Here is an 18,664-nt window from a genome sequence, read left to right as displayed (position 1 = left end):
GCTCACAATGAATAAACGCCGCAATAAAGGTTCGGGCAGCGGACTGATCGCTTATATGTTTTTGCTTCCGTGGCTCATCGGTTTTTTTACCTTTGTTCTGGGACCGATGATCAGCTCGCTGTATTTGTCCTTCACCCACTACAATTTGCTCTCGCCGCCGCAGTGGGCCGGCTTTCAGAATTATATCGACATGTTTCACGACTCCGACTATTGGGATTCCGTCCGGGTTACGCTGACCTATGTGTTTATTGGCGTTCCGGTGCAAATGGTCGCCGCCCTGCTCGTCGCGGTCCTGCTCAACAAGGGATTGCGCGGGCTGGGCATATACCGCACGGTTTACTATATCCCCTCCCTGCTCGGAGGAAGCGTCGCCATCGCCCTGCTATGGAAGAACCTGTTCGGAATGGACGGCGCCATCAACGATGTGCTGGCCGTCTTCGGCATTCAGGGCAGGGGCTGGGTCGCGCATCCGGATTATGCCCTGTATACGCTTATTCTGCTGGCAGCCTGGCAGTTTGGCGCCTCGATGGTTATTTTTCTGGCGGGCCTGAAGCAGATACCCGCGGAGATTTATGAAGCGGCTTCGGTGGACGGGGCCAGCCGGTTCAGACAATTCGCCAGCATTACAACGCCCCTGCTCACACCGGTTATTTTCTTCAATCTGGTCATCGAGCTGATCAAATCGATCCAGGCGTTCACCTCGGCTTTCATCGTCAGCGGAGGAACAGGCGGGCCGGTCAACTCGACTCTGTTTTATACCATGCTTCTGTATAAGAAGGGATTCACCTTTTTCGAAATGGGCTATGCCTCTGCCATGGCATGGGTGCTGGTCATCGTGCTGGGCGCCATGACGGCTTTCGTATTCTTCACTTCAAAATATTGGGTTTATTACGAGGATGGGGGGAGATCCTGATGGCGCGCCCGATCCGGTTGCAACGGCTCTTGACCCATTTGTTCATTATTTTATTCGGATTCTGCATGCTCTACCCGGTGCTGTGGATGATCTCCAGCTCGTTTAAGCCGGAATCGCATATCTTCTCCCAGCCGGGGCTGCTGCCCCATGAAACCACTCTGCAAAATTATGTCAAGGGATGGCATGTCGTCCGCGACCAGACGTTCGCCACCTTTTTCAAAAACTCGTTCATCATCAGCAGCCTGTGCGTGATTGCCAATCTGGCCACATGCTCCATGGCGGCTTACGCTTTCGGCCGTATGAATTTCCGCTTCAGAAAGCTGTGGTTCGCCTGCATGCTGACGACGATTATGCTGCCGGCCCACGTGACGCTCATTCCGCGGTATGCCATCTTTCATTATCTGGACTGGGTAAATACGATCCTGCCCCTGACGGTGCCCAAGTTTCTGGCGACCGACACCTTTTTTATTTTTCTGATGGTCCAGTTTATCAGGGGCCTTCCGAAAGACCTGGACGAAAGCGCGACGATCGACGGCTGCGGTCCGGTGCAGATCTATTGGCGCATCATTCTGCCGCTGTCAGTCCCGGCGCTGATTACCACGGCGATCTTCAGCTTTATCTGGACCTGGGACGATTTTTTCAGCCAGATGCTGTATCTGAATTCGGTCGATCATTTCACAGTTCCGCTTGGCCTGAGGCTGTTCCTCGATTCGCAGGGCGCTTCGTCCTGGGGGGCGGTGTTTGCCATGTCCGTGCTCTCCATGATTCCGGTCATTATCGTCTTTTTCGTCTTCCAGAAGTATATCGTCGACGGCATTGCGACCACAGGAATTAAAGGGTAGGATAGGGGTACACATTTCACGGGGCTGGAAGAAGGGCCGATCCTATGTTCAGAAAGCTAACCACCATCATCGTGATCAGCTTTGTCGCGTTCAACGCGCTTTTTCTTGCAGGCGTCAGCATGATGTCGTATAACATTTTTTTCGATTTTACTTCCAGGGAAGTCAGCGAAGCGCGTCTGACGCTGCTTAATGAGGATGTCAAGAAGGTATCCAATTTCAACAACAGCGTCAGCGAGGCGGCCATCTATATCGCGGTCAACCGCTCTGTCATTGAGACCTTCTCCAAGGATGTCGAGGACACGTACGATGCCATTGTCGAACAGCGCGATTTGACCGAGATGGTGGCCAATATGGTCAGCCTGAAGCGATCGATCCAATCGATCGAAATTTATACGGACCGCTACAAGAGCTACCCCCGGCTACAGGAAGGTCTTGTATTTCCGATGGAGGAAATCAAGAAGGAGCCCTGGTTCAAGCTGTTCGACAAAATGGACAACGGCTGGATTCCACAGCGGAGCTCCCCCTCTGGGCAGTCCGTCATCAGCTATGTCCACAGGCTGGTAAGCAGCTGGGGGAAGACGGTGGGCTACGTGAAGGTGGACGTGTCGTCGGATATACTTTTTGAAAATATAGCGGATGACGAGCTCTACCGCCATACGGAGGAGCCGCTGCTGCTGCTTGATGCGGGAGGGAGGGTCATCGCGCGCGCGCATTCCCCGGAAGGCCCGGGCGTGCTTGACGCCATTACCGTTTCCAAGCCGTCCGAGCTGTACGATATGCTGGATCCGGAGTATGAGGCTCTCTCCAATCATCATCAAATCGTGAAGCAGGGCGATCAGAGATACCTGCTTCTCATCTCCGAGCCGAGCTATGAGCGTTGGCGTCTTGTGCATCTCATTCCTGTCGACACGCTGTACGCGAAGACCCGGGCGCTGGGCTGGTTTGTCGTGCTGCTTGGCGTTTGCGGACTGCTCCTGTCAGTTCCGCTCGCGTATTGGGTGAGCGGACGGATCATCGTGCCGATCCGCCGAATTATCCAAGGGCTCCGGAAGGTGGAAAAGGGTCGCTTCGATGTGCGGATCGGGCCTCATTTTATCGAAGAATACGATACGCTGGCTACTGCGTTTAATTACATGAGCGCACAGCTTGAAGAATCGCTCAAACAGATGAAGAAGGATAACCGTGCCCGCAGGGATGCCGACTTGCGGCTGCTGCAGAACCAGATTATGCCGCACTTTCTTTACAATACGCTCGATACGATCCATTGGAAAGCGATGGATCATCAGGCCGAAGACATCAGCCTTATGGTCAGCCAACTCGGCAGGATGTTCCGGATCGGCCTGAGCGGAGGCCGGAAGTTCATCCCGCTGCACGAGGAGCTCGAGCATGCCAAATGCTATATTCTCATTCAGCGGGCCTGCCAGAAACGGACGATTGAGTACGAGGTGAAGATATCCGCCGCAATCAAGGCCTATTACGTACCCAAGATCATTCTTCAGCCCTTTATCGAGAACAGCATGAGACATGGTTACGCGGAGGGCTTCGGCGAGAAGATAGAGGTTGCCGTCTCTGCGGCGCTTGTCACCGAGCAGGGCAGTGAGTATTTGGAGATCGTCATCTCCGACAACGGCTCGGGGCTGCCGGAGGACTGGAAGCTGGAGGAGGTCAGGGGCATCGGCATCCGCAATGTGCAGGAGCGTATCCGGATGTACTGCGGGCAGGCCTTCGGGATCTCGTTCTCCAACCGTCCGGAGGGCGGGACCGCGGTTCGGCTCAGGCTGCCGGTTCTGCGCCATGCGGCAGAGCTGGAGGAATGGCTGGAGAAGGAGACCGATTAATCCGGAGGGAGGTACGAATCTTTATGAAATCGATTATGATCGTGGATGACGATACGAACGTCATTGATGGCTTGTCCCGCCATGTCTCCTGGGAGAAGCTGAATCTGCGGGTAACGGATTCGGCGCGCAACGGGGAGGAGGCTTTGCTCAAAATCAGATCATGCCCCCCGGATATCGTGATCACGGATATTTATATGCCGAAGATGAATGGACTGGAGCTGATCCGGACGATCCGCGAGGAATTTCCCGCCGTCTATATTATCGTTCACAGCGGATACGACGATTTCGATAATGCGAGGCGCGCCATGCGCTTCGGAGTACAGCACTTTTTTCTGAAGCCTGCTGCCGTAAGCGATATCGAGACGGTCATGTCGGAGATTTTGCGGGATATCGAAGTGGAGGAGAAGCAGAAAAAGCTTCTGAGCCGGTACAACGAGCATATGAAGGAGCATCTTGCGTACGTCAAGGATGCCTTTATCAAGGAAATGCTGACGACACGCTACAGGCGTTCCAATATTCCGACCGAAAAGCTGGCGATGCTGCAGCTTTCCCAGCACACCAATGTCATTGTGGCAACGGTCAATTTGATCCGCCCGCCGTATTTGACCAAATCGAAGGAGCGGGACTGGCAGCTGCTGAAATTCGGCTCGGGCAATATTATCAAGGAGCTGGCAGCCGACAAGGGAGTCACCCGGCAGGCGGATATACATGTCGTCGACTATTCCGATTCCACGTTCGTGCTCGTCTTCTTCGCCAAGCTGCAGGGCGAGGATCTGACCGCGATCAGCCAGCAGTTTACCAAGGCAATACTGGACAATATATTGCTCTACCTGAGGCTGTCGCTGTCCGCGGGTATTGGCGGAGAGAAAGCGGGGATCCACCGGATTATCGATTCCTATCTGGAAAGCCAGCGGGCGCTGGAGGCGGCCGATTATCAGGAAATCAACAAGGTATTTACTTTCGAGGAGGTTTACGGCAAGGAGCAGGCGGTGAGGTATGCATATCCGCTGGATCTGCTAAAGGAGCTGCACGATGCCATTCACCGGAAAGAATACGAACAGATAGGAGAAATTTGGGGAAAGTTCGAGCAGGATCTGCTGAAGGATCAGAATATTCCGCTGTTTATAACCCAGAACATTTGCATCAGCACGCTCAGCGCGCTGATGATCGAACATGTTCCGGATCATCAGCTCAAGGAAGATTCCCAAACGATGTCTGAAATCGTCTCGCAAATCTATTCGCAGCCGACAACGAAGGAGCTGAGCCTCTGGATGAGGCAGAAGCTGCAGGACAGCTTCCGGCAGGCGAAGGAGGAATTGACGGGCAAGCGGAGCCACATGCTGATCCGCAAGGTGAAGGAGCATGTTCAGAACTGCTACGATCAGGAAATCATTCTTGCGGATATTGCCGATGAGCTGTTCGTCAACCGCAGCTATCTGTCCCAGCTGTTCAAACGGGTGACAGGCGAAACGTTCGTCACCTATCTGAACAAGTACCGGATTGAGAGGGCGAAGGAAAAGCTGCAGGGGAAACACAATCTGATCTATGAGGTCAGCGAATTGGTAGGCTACCAAAACCCCACCTATTTCAGCCAGGTGTTCAAATCGATTACGGGCGTCAGCCCCTCCGAATATTACAAGCTTACCGAGTAATCCGGGACAAGCGGATACGTGCCGCTGCTGCTAATGAGAAGCTTTGCCAACGAGGAAGCAAGCTGTCCCGCACGCGCGGAATGTTCGTTTGGCATAAAACGAAAGAAGAGGTGAAGTCGGATTGGAATCCGTACTGAAAAGGCTTCGGACGCTCGATATAAACGGCCGTATCGGGCGTGACAAGAAAGTCTCCGGCTATGATGCGATAGCGGAGTTCACTCGCTCGGGCGTGAAATTCGCCGTATCTTCCGGTTCGTCCGGGAGGCTTGAGGATGTTTATTACGATGCGGTCAGGAGACTGCCGGACTGCATCGCTGCTGCTGAAGCAGGCGGCGGAATCCTGCAGGAGGGGGGCGTATACCACGGCTGCTGGCTGGAAAGCACAGGTACGATCAATGCGGAGCTGTTGTCGCGTTTTCTGCCCTCCGTGTCGCGGGCAACGTACGAGCAGTTCGCCGATTACCAGCGCGGGGATGGGCTGCTTCCCTATAAAATAACGGCAGACGGTCCGGTATTCAAACAGATTCAGCTGGTTACCCCTCTGGCCAGAAGCGTGTGGAACCATTATCTGTCCAACGGACGGGACGACCGGTTTCTGCGCAAGATGTACGACGCCATGACGCGGTTCGACGGCTGGCTGGAGAAATACCGGAATACGAGAGGAAGCGGCTGCGTGGAAGCGTTCTGCACCTTCGATACGGGACATGATCTTTCCGCACGGTTCTGGCATGTGGCGGACACGCCGCATCTGGACGACCCCAGGCGATTTCATCCCGACTCTCCGCTTGTCCCGTTCCTTGCACCCGATTTGACGGCAAACGTATACTGTTCTCGTAAATATTACATTTTAATGGCGGGGCAATTGAATGAGCCGGCAGACCGGTGGGCGGGCAAAGCGGAACAGTCGCTTCAAAGTCTGATGTCGTTCTGCTTCGATCCGGTCGACTCCTTCTTCTATGATGTGGACCGCAGCGGGAGGTTTGTCCGCATACAGACCGATGTCCTGCTGCGCGTGCTGGCCTGCGAGGTGGGGGACGATGAGTTTTTCGCCGCTGCGCTGCGGAGGTATCTGCTGAACACGCGTAAATTTTTTGCCAAATATCCATTCACCTCGGTGGCGATGGACGATCCCCGCTTTGACCCGCATTCGTCGTACAACAGCTGGTCCGGCGCTGTTAATTTCCTCAGCCTGATCCGGGCGGCGCACGCGTTCGAATATCACGGACGTTTCGTCGAGCTGACCTGGATACTGACGCCTATTGTCTCCGCGATATCGCGCCTTACGAGGTTCGGACAATGCCTGAGTCCCTGGACCGGTGAAGAAGGCTATACCGAATCCTATTCGCCGGCGATCTTATGCGTGCTGGATTTCATCGAGCGTCTGTGCGGGATTGTTCCGACGCCTGAGGGGGAGCTCTGGTTTACGGGACTGCTGCCGTATCCCATGGACCACGGTGTCAGACTCGGTGAAGAAACGGCCTATTGCAGACTAGTCGACGGGAGGATGATGGAGCTGGTCAATAACGCAGAGCAGGCCGACATTTACGTCGAAGAGCGTCTCGTTTGCCGGTTCCCGTATGGAATCAGGGTGATCACGGACCGTCGGGGAGCTCTGAAAGCGATTGCAGGCATGGTTGCCCGCGAGGTGGAAGGCATTGTGGAATACGAAGGGATCGCATTTCCCATACGTATCGGTGGAAATGAGAAGCTAGTGTTCGAAGACGGTATATTCAGCCGTGTATCGAACCCGGGTGTCGTTCTTCCGGAATTCGAATGATTCGGCAGGCGGGAATACAGAAGCATTTTGCGGTATTTCCGCCAATGCAGGATGCCGGGAAGAGCATAGCTTCTCGTCAGGAGCATCTGTAATTTATGAACGGGCGCCGGCAGCCGGTATGCTGCCGGCCAATGGCTCCGATTCACCGATGGCGAGGGAGGTCTCGTAATCTCTCGGGCCAGTCATGGGAAGAAGCTGAGATTCGGGTGAAGCGCGATCCGTACGTTATATCAATACAGCGCGCGCGCCGATACGAAAATCCATGGTTGGGATATCGTATTGGCCGACTGAACTGTCATTTCTCCCCATTCATCCGTATTGTCCGCCATATGGCGCGATAATTCCTGGACGTATGCCAAGCACACTCTTATAAGGTACGTCCCCCGGATTAAAAATGGGCTATATCTTGCCCAGTCTGCCGCCTCCCCTGTTCTTTAAACCATAAAAAGCTCTATTTCACTTAATTCCTATGCTTGAGCGAGGCTGACAGCCGTCACGCACCGTCACACCCCGCGCAAGGTGCCAACACAGCTCTCTTTTGAAATACATATCCGATGTTACACTTTTGTAACGACTTATTAGCATCGCTCCTTTACCATAAAGGTATAGCAATGAACAGGGAGAGAGCGATATGATACCCAGAGAAACAGTCACAGCCAGAAACAGAAAGACACGTCGTCGGTTTGTGCTGCTCATTATTTCGATAGCCGTCATTTTCTTTATTGCGGGATACAATACCCAGTCTGCATGGGAGCTGTGGGCGGATGAAGGAGTGAAGGGCGCCGTCGAAGGCACTGAGGCTCTTGGCGGAGCGGGGAACGCAGCATCCCATGAAGGCGGTAATGTAGCGTCGGCAGCAGGCAGGGACGATGGAGCGGAAGCGGCGCAATCGGAGGCGCAAGTCCGGGAGACTGCTGGCAGCAAGAATACGGCAAGCGGTCAGATTCAGAAAGCGCCTGAGGGCGGCAATACGGTGCAGAAGACGAATGACCCGGGTGGTGCAGCGGCAGTGAAGCTGGATAAACCGACTCTCCCGGTTGTACAATATACAGCAAAGACTGGGAGCAAGCTGGTGGCTCTTACGTTTGATGACGGGCCGGATAACCACTACACACCGGCTATTCTGGATATTTTGAAGGAATACAACGTCAAGGCAACCTTCTTCACAGTAGGCACGCAGGTTAAGAAATACCCCGATATGATGAAACGCATTGTTAAGGAAGGCCATGAAATCGGCAATCATACCTATCATCATAAGGATTTGACGAAGCTTGACAGCCTGCATATCGGCAATGAAATCATGTGGACGGACACGTTGATTCAGAAGGCGGTGGGATTCGTGCCCCGTCTGGTCCGGGCGCCTTACGGCGCGACTAACAATATATTGGATGCAATGATCGCCGGCAGCAAACGCGATCTTGTAGGCTGGACGGTCGATACGAGAGACTGGGCGGGCGAATCGGTAGCGAGCATCAGGGCCAACGTGAACAAAAATACGAAGCCGGGCGGTATTATTCTCATGCACTCCTTCGGCAGCAGCCATATTAAGAACTCCGTTGCCGCACTGCCCGGCGTGATCAAGGACCTGCAGAAGAAGGGTTATACCTTTGTAACCGTGGATCAATTATTGGCTGCGAAGAAGCATTAGGCTGCATACAGCATGAGGCTTGGAATGCCATAGGTCGTTCATTCATAAAAGCAGTTTTGCTGCTGCGTACAGAGAATGGCACAATATACAAAAGAAGACATCTACCCTTCGTAAGTGCTGCAAGCGAGTTTGCCGCTTGCCGCTTGCCGAAGAAGCTTTTTTAGAATGATACAGCGGATGTCTTCTCCTGCAGCGGTTATGACGACCGGAAGGGACGGGGCAATAACAGATGAAGCGACGATATAAAAGGGGGCGCCCCGGCTGGATGCCGGGGTTAATCATGATCGGTATGCTCGTTCTTTCAGGCTGCCAATACACGACTACACCGGCAGACCTGCTGCTCAGTCCGCAATCGACGCCGGAGAACGCGAAGCTGGCTTCAGCGGTGCGCGACGCGCTTCCGGTCCGGGCCAAGCTTGCGCTTCCGGTTCAGGAAGCATCGAATGCCGCCGTCAACAAAACGGATATTGACGGCGACGGGGAGCAGGAAGCGATTGTCACGTTCGTCACGGAGAATGATACGGAGCAGGTTATGGTGCTGAAGCAGCAGAATGACCGCTGGAAAAAATGGTTCACATTCGACGAGTCTTCAAGCTACGGCATTGATTTGCTGCAGGTGGCCGATCTGGATCAGGATGGGCTGCCGGAGGTGCTGATTGGCTGGAATCAATACGGCGAGCCTCAGCATAGTCTGGCTGTCTATCATATTAATGAGTCGTATAACGGCGATAGTCTGCCCGGCCCCATTGCCGAGCTGCCCTATGACTCGCTTGGCATTGGCGATGCGGATGGCGATGGCCGCTCGGAGCTGGTGTTGATCCAGCTGGACCGCGAGCAGATGAAGGCTTCCGCCCATTTGCACCGCATTCATGAGGGCAAGGTGGAGGAAATCGCTTCGGCCCCTTTGAACGGCAATGTGAACGGGTATTATAATATCGTAGTGGGCAAAATCGCCTCAGACCGCTATGGCATCCTGGCTGACGCCAGTCTGGGGGCACACTCCTCCAGTACAGTCATGCTGGCCTGGAATGAAGGGAAGCTCAGCAAAATTTATCCCAGGCCTACCTCAAACGGCGAGGTCGTAGAGAATAATTCCCGGCAGACCGTAGGCGGAGACGGGAACGGAGACGGCATTCTGGACATTAACGTGACGCTGGAGGCTCCAGGACAAGCTCCGAACCTGCCGTACAGCGATCTTCTCTGGCTCGAACAATATAAGCAGTGGGATGGCGGGGAACAGTTCCAGGTGGTGCAGGAGAGATATGTGGACGAAACGGACGGTTATGAGCTGCGGTTTCCTGCGGAATGGCGTGAGAAATATACGGTGCATCTTACCAATGGCAGCGATGTGAGAGAACTGGCTGTTGATTATTACAATCAGCAGACGGAGGACCGGGCGGAGCTGTTCGCGATTGAACCGGTGCCTCTGGCGGACTGGAGCGATAAAGAGCAGGAGCTGAAGGATGATTCCAGAAGAGTGACGGTGCTGACGGAAGCTGGCGGATTTGTGTATGCTGTCGTCTGGTCGGAGGCTCCGGAGGACTGGACCGCTGACAGCAAGCAGGATTATGATCAGCTGCAGCTGGATGAAGTGACGCTGAAGCAGATTTTCAAGCTGATTCCCCAGCATTAATTATTCATGGGATTAATTATAAAGGTAGTCGTTGCATCAAATGGACGGTCCGCTCAAGGTTTATCCCGGGTGGCCCGCCGCTGTCGGGAGGTAGAAGCCATATATGCGAATATTGCTGCTGGAAGACGAGGAAGCCATTCGCGGTTTTATCCGCATTAATTTAAAACGCAACGGAATGGATGTAACGGAAGCCGGAGATGGAGAGACCGCATTGGCGCTTGCCTATGCGGCTTCTCCTCCTTTTGACGTGGCGCTGCTGGATGTGATGCTGCCGACGATCAGCGGTTTTGAAGTGTGCGGCGAGCTGCGCGGGAGATTTCCGAGCATGGGAATCATTATGCTGACGGCCAAGTCCCAGGAGGAGGACAAAATCCGCGGCCTGGAGCTGGGGGCCGACGATTATGTGCAGAAGCCGTTCAGCCCCGGCGAGCTGATCGCCAGGCTGAACGCCCTGCACCGGCGGATGATGCCGGGCGGCTTGACTTCGCAGGATGCCCGGGCGGCGGCGGGCAGCGGCGGCATTGCCGAAGCTGGAGCGCCCGATGACGCAGCCGGAAGCACAGGTGCTGGCGGTTCCGCTGCCCAGGGAGCCGGGCAGGGCAGGCAGCCCGGCTCGCCTCATCCGGGGGAAGCGGCGGCGGGAAATACGGCAGCTGATATGGGGCAGTCTGCCGGAGAAAGCCCAGGCATGCTGAGCGGAAGCACGCCGGCTCAAGCGGGGCAGCAATCTACCGGCGAGCGTGCAGGCGAGCTGCGATCAGGACCGTTCCGGCTGTCGGCGGCGGAGCGGCGTCTGTGGAAGGGCGGCGAGGAGATCGTGCTCACGCCGACAGAGTGGACGCTTGTCCTGCTGCTCATGGAGCGCGAAGGGGAAGGACTCAGCCGCGACGATATTCTGGATGCGGTATGGGGGAGGCATTTTATCGGCGACCTGAAAATCGTCGATGTGAATATCCGGCGGATCCGCCAAAAGCTTGAGGACGAGCCATCCGACCCGCGATATATTGAGACCCTCTGGGGCTTTGGATACCGCTGGAAACGGAGCGGATTTTAGATGAGCAGCCTGAGGACTCGCATGGTATGGAGCTACGGGGTGCTCATTACGCTTGTTGTGGTACTGCTCGGCGCCATGTTCGTTACCCTGGTATGGAATTATTATTATGGAAGCGCCGTCGGTTCCGTCATCCAGCGTGCGGAGACGGAGGCAGCCCTTCATAACCGCAATATTTCCTACCAGCCCATGGAGGATAAGGCAAGCTATATGCTGCAAAATATGTCCGAGGGCACCGCGCATCTGCAGCTGCTGGACTACACGGGCTACCTGGTGGTGGACAGCGACGGCCTGCCGGGAAACGGGGAAGTGGTTGAAACGCCCGATGTGCTTGAGGCGATGGGAGGCAAACGCGGCGTCTGGCGCGGAGTGGATCCTGTGACGAATGAGCGTATTGCGGCTGTCACGCTGCCGGTCAAACAGGATAAGCATATTGTCGCCATGTTCCGTTACACGGCCTCCTTGGTGAGCGTGGATGAAACAGTCCGCAATATGCTGTGGATCACGGTGCTGGTGGGCTTCATTGTGGTGCTGCTGTTCTTTGCCATGAGCGTGCTGCTGGCGAACCGGATTGCCAGGCCGATCCGTAATTTGACGCGGGTAGCCGAGCAGATGGCGGAAGGAGACTGGTCGCGCAGAGCCACCCCGCATGATCACGATGAGATCGGGCGGCTGGCGGAGACGCTCAATACGATGGCCTCCGAGCTTACCCGGCGGGAGAAGCTGAAGAATGATTTTATTTCTTCCATTTCCCATGAGCTGCGGACGCCGCTGACCTCGATCAAGGGCTGGAGCGAAACGCTCGCAGGCGACCCTTCCGATGCGGAGGAGCTTCAGATGGGCTTGACGATTATTGACCGGGAGACCGACCGGCTGTCGGGGCTTGTGGAGGATCTGCTTGATTTCTCGAAGCTTTATGCCAAGAGCATCATTCTGCATCCCGAATCGGTGGACCTGCTGAAGCCGGTCAAGGAGACCATGCGCCAGTTCGATGCGCGCGTCCAGAGGGAAGGAATCCGCCTCACGGCAAACTTCGGGAATACGCCGCCGCTGCTGGTGGAAGCCGATGCCAACCGGATGAAGCAGGTGTTGATCAATGTGCTGGACAACGCCTTCAAATTCACCCCGAGCGGAGGAAGCGTGGTTGTATCGGCCGAGCAGGAACCCGGCTGGGCTCGTATTGCCATTCAGGATACGGGCTGCGGCATATCGCCGGAGGATCTGCCCCATGTACTGGACAAATTCTACAAGGGCGGGAGCCAGAAGATGGGCAGCGGTCTGGGGCTTGCCATCTGCAAGGAAATCGTGGAGCTTCATGGCGGGGCTTTTCGCGTGGACAGTGTATGGGAAGAAGGCACAACGGTGACCATCCGTCTCCCGCTCGCGGTCCAGGAGCCGCCGTCTCCGGAAGAGCCCGGCATCTAAAGGGAGCGGGCTGTTATTCTTTATAAAAGAGGGATTTGCGCTTCGCGAATATGTAGGCAACAGCCGCCGCTGCTCCTATTATCAGGACGATGACAAGCCAGTGGCGGCCCGTCCATTCAATCAGCTGGGGCATTATGCTTCAGCTCCTTTTTTTTGAAACATCAGAAAGCATTAAAGTTGACTTGTCCTTTACTGATATTTCTTCCCGCAGGAAATGAACAGGTCTTAAGTAGTATGGAAACTTAGTGACACAGTATACCCACGAAATTGGCGGTATCCCCTGCCTGCTCAGACTCGCTCAATTGACATCAATTCCATTTGCATACTAATCTCTGTTCTGCCCAATGATATCCTCTCTCCAGAACGGACGCTCCTTGTTCGGCCAGGCGGACATCCATGAAAAACAAGACAATCCTCCTTTGCGTATGGTTTAATAAGGAAATAGGAAAAAGGCAGTCATCACAAGCAAAAAGGTGGTTTACTCATGGTTGATAAAGGCCGTACAACCTTTCGGCGCATCGCAGGCAGCGGGCTGATTGCCCTGTTCCTGCTGCTTATGGGCAGTCTCTCCGGGTGCAGTGGAGCCGATAAGCTGAATAGTGATCCCAAGCCGCTCACCGAGGAGAAGCCTGTCCCCATCCCGGAGCCTACTCCCAAGCCGGAGCCGGAGCCGGACCCCGTCCCTGCCTTCAGGGCGTCGCTTACGGGACTGCCGCTTGAGCAGGAAGCGTTGGAGCGTCCGATAGCGGTTATGGTCAATAATATGGCGCTGGCTCGGCCCCAGTCCGGTCTGCCCCATGCCGATATGGTGTGGGAGGTGCTGGCAGAGGGTGGAATCACACGGCTGGTGGCGATTTTTCAGAGCGATGATTTCAAGGATCCGATCGGTCCGATCCGCAGCAACCGCCCCTATCTGATTGAAATCGGAGATACCTTCAACGCGATTCTGGCGCATGCCGGGGCAAGCACGGACGGTTACGATATTTTGCAGCATCAGGGCAAGGCCTATCTCGATGAAATCTCCAATGCGGGCAGCTACTTCTGGCGGGAGTCGTTCCGCAAGGCGCCGCATAATTTATATTCCAACATCGAGAAACTGCGGGAAGGCGCCGCCCACAAGAAATACAAGGACGCGGTCACGATACCGACCTATCCGTTCTCCGATGTAGGTGCGACGGTCGGAGGGATGGCCGCCACGAAGGTAGAAATTCATTTTCTGCTGAAGGATTACAAGGTTTCTTATGCATTCGATGAAGCCAGGAAGATCTATGCACGGTCGATCAACGACAAGCCGCATACGGATTTGACCACGGAGGAGCAGCTGACTGCGACGAATCTGGTTATTATCGGGGCTGCGCACCACACCTACGACGATTACGGAAGACTGGAAATTGATCTGCAGTCCGGCGGCCCGGCGGTGCTGTTCCAGCTGGGGCAGGCGGTCGACTGCGAGTGGGTGCGGGCCGATGACGGAGCGATCAGGCTGATGAAGGACGGGCGCGAGCTGCCATTTGTCCCGGGCAAGACGTTCTATCACATTGTGCCGATGACCCCCTCGTTTGAGGAGCATCTGAGCTACAACTGATCATTTCACATGCTTAAGGCATGGTTTCAGACAGATAAAGACGAGTGACCGGGCGGCTGACATGCTGACCCGGTTTTCTTGTGTATCCGGTCAATCGGGAGCATCCGGCTGGGTTATTCCGTGCGGCGCAGTTAAGCCGGAAATATCCGGTTTACCTTGGCAGCGGGGATGGCCTTCAGCAGATACACAATGATGATGCGGCTATGCCCATTTGCACCGAATGTCCACAAGACTGGTTATTTTAAGCGGTTAAGGAAAACAATAGCGGTGCGGGCTGGATTTTTACTTCAGTCATGCAGGGGTATTCGGGCAGGAAACGATTCCGGAATCTTAGGCGGCAGATCCTTTTCTCCTTGAAAGGACCGAAAAAAATAGCTGGAAAATTTATTTTTGCTGTTTTTCATAAAAAGTCATAAAACCTTTACAATCCCTTAACAATTGCAAGGTAAACTATGTTAAGCTATTGTCGGTTTCATATGTTCACTTAAGTGCATGTTTTTCACAATAAAGATAAGGGCGAAGGGGAATACCGATGTTTAAGAAAAAGGACATTTTTTTTACGACTTTGGAAGCGATGGCAGATACGATTCTTGAGGCTGTTCAATATTTTGAGGTCAATGTCGCGAAAATCAGGGATGTTACCCAGTTCGCAAAGGATATGAAGGAGTATGAGACCACTTGCGACAGCTATGTACATACAATCCTGACAGAGCTGAACAAAACGTTTATTACGCCGATTGAGCGTGAGGATATCATGGCGCTGACCACATCGCTTGACGATGTGCTGGACGGTATTGAAGCATCTGCATCGCGCTTTGAGATGTACAATGTCACGGAGCCCGATGAGTATATTACCTTGTTCGCCGAAATTCTGCTCCGCAGCGCCCAGCAGATCAAGAAGGCGATCTATCTATTGTCGGAGAAGAAGCTTCTGGCAATCCGGGAGCCGGCTATCTCGATTAATGAACTGGAGAACCAGGCCGATGATCTGCTGCGGGTATGCATCAAAAGTTTGTTTGCCAATGTGAAGGATCCCATTGAACTGATCAAGCGCAAGGAAATTTATGAGCGGCTGGAGCAAACGACCGATTGCTGCGAAGACGTTGCCAACACACTCGAAACCATCATCATGCGCAACAGCTAAGGAGTAGGTGACGAGCGGGTATGGATATGATGTACATCTGGGTTGGAGCAGTCATTTTTCTCGCTTTGGCATTTGACTTTATAAATGGGTTTCACGATACGGCCAATGCCATCGCAACGTCCGTATCGACAAGAGCGCTCTCGCCGCGTATGGCGATCGTCATTGCGTCCGTCATGAACTTCACAGGAGCCATGCTGTTCACCGGCGTAGCCAAAAAAATCGGCAGCGGCATCGCCGACCCCGCCACGCTTGACAACGGGGTACAGGTTATCGTCGCCACACTGATATCCGCCATTATCTGGAACCTGGTCACCTGGTGGTTCGGCATTCCTTCCTCCTCCTCGCACGCTCTGGTCGGTTCGCTTGCCGGTGCGGTTGTTAGCGCGGACGGATTTGGCGCCCTCAATGAGGGCGGCTTCACCGAAATAGTAAAAGCACTTATTTTCTCGCCGTTAATTGCCTTTGCAGGCGGCTTTATTGTGATGTGGCTCCTGAAGAAGATTTTCGCCAAATCCAGCCCGCATCAGATCAACAAAGGCTTCCGTACGGGGCAGATCATAACGGCTGCCTTCCAATCGTTCACGCACGGCACCAACGATGCGCAGAAGGCGATGGGAATTATGACCTTCGCACTGGTGACGGCAGGCCTGCAGGACAACATCGAGCATATACCGCTGTGGGTCAAAATATCCGCAGCAACCGCCATGGCGCTTGGCACCTCCATCGGCGGCTGGAAAATCATCAAAACGATGGGCACCAAGATTTTCAAAATCGAGCCGATCAACGGCTTTGCGGCAGACATCACGTCGGCATCGGTTATCCTGACCGCCACGCTTACGCATCTGCCGGTCAGCACCACGCATGTCATTACCTCCTCGATTCTGGGCGTCGGCAGCGCGAAGCGCTTCTCGGCTGTGAAGTGGGGGCTTGCCGGGCGGATCGTGGTCTCCTGGATCGTAACCATTCCGGTGACGGTGCTTCTATCCGCACTGATCTATCAGATTATGCTGCTGTTTATGTAGCTTCCCGTGAATGATAACAGGCTGGCTGTCAATGCCGCAGGCGCATCAAGCGTCCAGCGGCTTCTGACATCCAGCCTTTCTTGTTCAATGTTGGTTACATTTGCTCACTCAAGTTCGTTTTATCCCATAGAATGTTCTTGAATGTCGGGCATCCCAACAGGTTGAGTGCCCCCAGGCCGTTTGCGATTTATTAACGCTTCCGTTTCTTGCTAACAGGGCGCCGCTTGCGCTTGGAGCCGGAACCTGCCCCTCTTGGCCGCCGGCGCTTCCTGCGCCGCGTTATTGCCGCATCATCCTCTTCGTCTGCGTCTTTTTTGCCGAAGGAGCCTGCCAGCACTTTGATCAGCGGGGCCATCTGGGTAATGCTGCCGACAACCTTCTGCACCTTGGTCATCGTGCTGACAATACCCTCGATGCCGCCCATCCGGTCGACAATTCCTTTGATATCGCTCAGGCTGGTAGGCAGCGAGAAGCCGCCTACTTTGGCCGGCACTGCCGTTACGCCTTCGGTAATCGTCTCCGCAAGCGGAACGATGGCGCCCGGACCGGGGTTCTGAAACTGCCCGGGATTGAAGGGAGCTCCCTGGTTAAAGCCCATATTTCCTCCGCCGAAGAAGGGATCGGAGATGCCCGGAAAGGGGCCGGGACCCGGCCCCCCGAGAGGCGGCTGCTGAAAGCTTCTATGGGACGGATCGTAGCGGTATTTCACGCGGATCACAACCTTTTTCCGTTTTGTTTATAGTCTATGGCATAGGCAAACATAAGGATTGGACGAATGCCCGGTTTTGCCTTAAAAAATTCCGCAGGTGCGGGTATTTGCGAGCCGAACGGTTCTTCTATCCTGTAATGCGTGAATACGGTAACGCTTGAAAAGTAAGCCTGAAACCGATACAATGAGAATATTAGTTCGGGTAGGGGGAAGCAAACGATGCAGCTTAAGAAGCTTAACGATAAAACGGTCGATCAGCTGTTTGAAGCGGTATTGACGCTCAAAACAGTTGAGGAATGTTATGTTTTTTTTGACGATTTGTGCACGGTGAATGAGATTCAATCGTTGTCGCAGCGCCTTGAAGTGGCGCGAATGCTAGGCAAGGGTTCCACATATAATCAGATAGAGGCGGAGACCGGCGCAAGTACGGCGACGATTTCGCGCGTGAAGCGCTGTCTGAATTACGGCAATGACGGGTACAAAATGGCGCTGGAGCGCGCAGGACGCTAATCGATGAAGCCGGGGGTACTGGTCATCAGCCACGGTTCGCGGGAAGCGGATTGGGTACGGCTGGTGGATGACGCGGTGGAGTCGGCAGCCTCGCTTGTGAAGCAGCCTTTGGCGAGCGGTCAAACGCAGGCAGGAATATCACCTATCGTACAAGGATCTTCATCACTTTCAACGGCGGCCGGGAAGCGGCTGGAGATGGCTGCTGCCTCTGGCGGACAGACGGTTCCGGTCGTTTCGTCCTTTCTGGAGATTGTCGAAGGGCGGCTAATACAAGATGGCATTGACAAGTTGGAAGCGGAAGGTGTGACGGATATTTACGTCCTTCCGCTCTTTGTCTCGTCCGGCAGCACGCATGTGGATGACATCGCCCAGGCCTTCGGCCAGGCGCCGGTATCCCCGGCGCGGACCGGCGAGCTGGAACGGTTTCGCTGGAACCCGGGGACGCGTATCCGGTTCGGCGTGCCGATCGACGATGATCCGCAGATCGCCGATCTGCTGCTCGCGAACATCCGCGGGCTGTCGGAGGCGCCGGATCGGGAACGGCTGCTGGTGGTGGCGCATGGCTCCCGCGAAGCGGTCTTTCATGACCGCTGGCGAAGCGGCATGACGAAGCTGCAGCAGCGGCTGCAGCAGCTTGGCGGCTTCGCTGGCGGGGATATTGCCATGCTGCTGCCGGATCAGGCGGCAAGCAGGCTGGACGCGATGCTGCGCAAGCGGCCGGATCAGGCGGTTATTGTGGTGCCGCTGTTTCTGAGTGAGGGATATTTCACCCGGACGGTGATTCCGTCAAGGCTGGGCGGACTGGTTTACCGGTATAACGGACGCGCAATGCTTCCGCATTCCAGCTTGGCCGGCTGGATGGAGCGGCAGATCAACGGATGGCTTGCCGGGTTGGGTTAGAATCGGATCGGCTGC

15 protein-coding genes and 1 pseudogene are annotated in these 18,664 nt (G+C 54.8%); 15 read left to right on the top strand and 1 reads right to left on the bottom strand.

The annotated features are described in order from the left end of the window. The first annotated feature begins 7 nt into the window (after positions 1-7). The 13 genes and pseudogenes from ACFOLF_RS14415 to ACFOLF_RS14355 all read left to right on the top strand — a co-directional run bounded on the left by ACFOLF_RS14415 (position 8) and on the right by ACFOLF_RS14355 (position 16,530). Positions 8-913 carry a carbohydrate ABC transporter permease gene (locus ACFOLF_RS14415; RefSeq protein ID WP_210042398.1) on the top strand — a complete coding sequence of 302 codons (906 nt, stop codon included), beginning with the start codon at positions 8-10 and terminating at the stop codon, positions 911-913. Beyond that, positions 913-1,755, top strand: coding sequence for a carbohydrate ABC transporter permease (locus ACFOLF_RS14410; RefSeq protein WP_210042382.1), 843 nt, complete (start codon positions 913-915; stop codon positions 1,753-1,755). The genes ACFOLF_RS14415 and ACFOLF_RS14410 overlap by 1 nt, the downstream gene beginning before the upstream one ends. Before the next feature lie 44 nt (positions 1,756-1,799). Then, positions 1,800-3,593: a cache domain-containing sensor histidine kinase gene (locus ACFOLF_RS14405; RefSeq protein WP_210042380.1), complete on the top strand. Its 1,794-nt coding sequence runs from the start codon at positions 1,800-1,802 to the stop codon at positions 3,591-3,593. Between the two features lie 23 nt (positions 3,594-3,616). Then, positions 3,617-5,245 carry a response regulator transcription factor gene (locus ACFOLF_RS14400; protein ID WP_210042372.1) on the top strand — a complete coding sequence of 543 codons (1,629 nt, stop codon included), beginning with the start codon at positions 3,617-3,619 and terminating at the stop codon, positions 5,243-5,245. 121 nt (positions 5,246-5,366) lie between these two features. Next, positions 5,367-7,022 carry an MGH1-like glycoside hydrolase domain-containing protein gene (locus tag ACFOLF_RS14395; RefSeq protein WP_210042363.1) on the top strand — a complete coding sequence of 552 codons (1,656 nt, stop codon included), beginning with the start codon at positions 5,367-5,369 and terminating at the stop codon, positions 7,020-7,022. A gap of 631 nt (positions 7,023-7,653) precedes the next feature. Then, entirely contained in the window at positions 7,654-8,670 is a 1,017-nt protein-coding gene (locus ACFOLF_RS14390) for a polysaccharide deacetylase family protein (RefSeq protein ID WP_210042361.1), read from the top strand. A gap of 265 nt (positions 8,671-8,935) precedes the next feature. Further along, a complete protein-coding gene (locus tag ACFOLF_RS14385) occupies positions 8,936-10,303 on the top strand; it encodes an FG-GAP repeat domain-containing protein (protein WP_210042359.1) in 1,368 nt (455 codons plus the stop codon). A 103-nt stretch (positions 10,304-10,406) separates the two neighbouring features. Further along, positions 10,407-10,775, top strand: a pseudogene (locus tag ACFOLF_RS14380) (response regulator transcription factor); the annotation flags it as partial. After that, positions 10,767-11,357 (top strand): winged helix-turn-helix domain-containing protein, encoded by a 591-nt coding sequence (locus ACFOLF_RS14375; protein ID WP_379219624.1) that lies wholly within the window; start codon positions 10,767-10,769, stop codon positions 11,355-11,357. The pseudogene ACFOLF_RS14380 and the gene ACFOLF_RS14375, both read left to right, overlap by 9 nt. Continuing rightward, complete coding sequence (locus ACFOLF_RS14370) at positions 11,358-12,779, top strand: sensor histidine kinase (protein WP_210042357.1); 1,422 nt, start codon at positions 11,358-11,360, stop codon at positions 12,777-12,779. A 484-nt stretch (positions 12,780-13,263) separates the two neighbouring features. Beyond that, positions 13,264-14,364 carry a DUF3048 domain-containing protein gene (locus tag ACFOLF_RS14365; RefSeq protein ID WP_210042355.1) on the top strand — a complete coding sequence of 367 codons (1,101 nt, stop codon included), beginning with the start codon at positions 13,264-13,266 and terminating at the stop codon, positions 14,362-14,364. Between the two features lie 532 nt (positions 14,365-14,896). After that, positions 14,897-15,508, top strand: a complete 612-nt coding sequence (locus ACFOLF_RS14360; RefSeq protein ID WP_210042353.1) for a DUF47 domain-containing protein — start codon at positions 14,897-14,899, stop codon at positions 15,506-15,508. Positions 15,509-15,528: 20 nt separating this feature from the next. Next, entirely contained in the window at positions 15,529-16,530 is a 1,002-nt protein-coding gene (locus tag ACFOLF_RS14355; RefSeq protein ID WP_210042351.1) for an inorganic phosphate transporter, read from the top strand. Positions 16,531-16,720: 190 nt separating this feature from the next. Here the strand turns inward: ACFOLF_RS14355 and ACFOLF_RS14350 are convergent, their stop codons facing one another. Beyond that, entirely contained in the window at positions 16,721-17,248 is a 528-nt protein-coding gene (locus ACFOLF_RS14350) for a hypothetical protein (RefSeq protein ID WP_210042349.1), read from the bottom strand. Between the two features lie 210 nt (positions 17,249-17,458). On the opposite strand from ACFOLF_RS14350, the gene ACFOLF_RS14345 reads away from it, so the two are divergent. Next, a complete protein-coding gene (locus ACFOLF_RS14345) occupies positions 17,459-17,749 on the top strand; it encodes a YerC/YecD family TrpR-related protein (RefSeq protein ID WP_188996801.1) in 291 nt (96 codons plus the stop codon). Positions 17,750-17,752: 3 nt separating this feature from the next. Next, positions 17,753-18,649, top strand: a complete 897-nt coding sequence (locus ACFOLF_RS14340) for a sirohydrochlorin chelatase (RefSeq protein ID WP_379114191.1) — start codon at positions 17,753-17,755, stop codon at positions 18,647-18,649. Positions 18,650-18,664 lie beyond the last annotated feature (15 nt).

The sequence above is a fragment of the Paenibacillus sepulcri genome (assembly GCF_042647105.1).
Classification (GTDB): domain Bacteria; phylum Bacillota; class Bacilli; order Paenibacillales; family Paenibacillaceae; genus Paenibacillus_Z; species Paenibacillus_Z sepulcri.
Note: the sequence above shows the minus strand (reverse complement) of the source record. Positions and strands in the feature narration are given on the sequence as shown.

Excerpts from the sequence above, each read along its gene's own strand:
- ACFOLF_RS14415 (WP_210042398.1), top strand. The coding sequence starts at position 8 with ATGAATAAACGCCGCAATAAAGGTTCGGGCAGCGGACTGATCGCTTAT.
- ACFOLF_RS14410 (WP_210042382.1), top strand. The coding sequence starts at position 913 with ATGGCGCGCCCGATCCGGTTGCAACGGCTCTTGACCCATTTGTTCATT.
- ACFOLF_RS14405 (WP_210042380.1), top strand. The coding sequence starts at position 1,800 with ATGTTCAGAAAGCTAACCACCATCATCGTGATCAGCTTTGTCGCGTTC.
- ACFOLF_RS14400 (WP_210042372.1), top strand. The coding sequence starts at position 3,617 with ATGAAATCGATTATGATCGTGGATGACGATACGAACGTCATTGATGGC.
- ACFOLF_RS14390 (WP_210042361.1), top strand. The coding sequence starts at position 7,654 with ATGATACCCAGAGAAACAGTCACAGCCAGAAACAGAAAGACACGTCGT.
- ACFOLF_RS14385 (WP_210042359.1), top strand. The coding sequence starts at position 8,936 with ATGCCGGGGTTAATCATGATCGGTATGCTCGTTCTTTCAGGCTGCCAA.
- ACFOLF_RS14375 (WP_379219624.1), top strand. The coding sequence starts at position 10,767 with ATGATGCCGGGCGGCTTGACTTCGCAGGATGCCCGGGCGGCGGCGGGC.
- ACFOLF_RS14370 (WP_210042357.1), top strand. The coding sequence starts at position 11,358 with ATGAGCAGCCTGAGGACTCGCATGGTATGGAGCTACGGGGTGCTCATT.
- ACFOLF_RS14365 (WP_210042355.1), top strand. The coding sequence starts at position 13,264 with ATGGTTGATAAAGGCCGTACAACCTTTCGGCGCATCGCAGGCAGCGGG.
- ACFOLF_RS14360 (WP_210042353.1), top strand. The coding sequence starts at position 14,897 with ATGTTTAAGAAAAAGGACATTTTTTTTACGACTTTGGAAGCGATGGCA.
- ACFOLF_RS14355 (WP_210042351.1), top strand. The coding sequence starts at position 15,529 with ATGGATATGATGTACATCTGGGTTGGAGCAGTCATTTTTCTCGCTTTG.
- ACFOLF_RS14345 (WP_188996801.1), top strand. The coding sequence starts at position 17,459 with ATGCAGCTTAAGAAGCTTAACGATAAAACGGTCGATCAGCTGTTTGAA.
- ACFOLF_RS14340 (WP_379114191.1), top strand. The coding sequence starts at position 17,753 with ATGAAGCCGGGGGTACTGGTCATCAGCCACGGTTCGCGGGAAGCGGAT.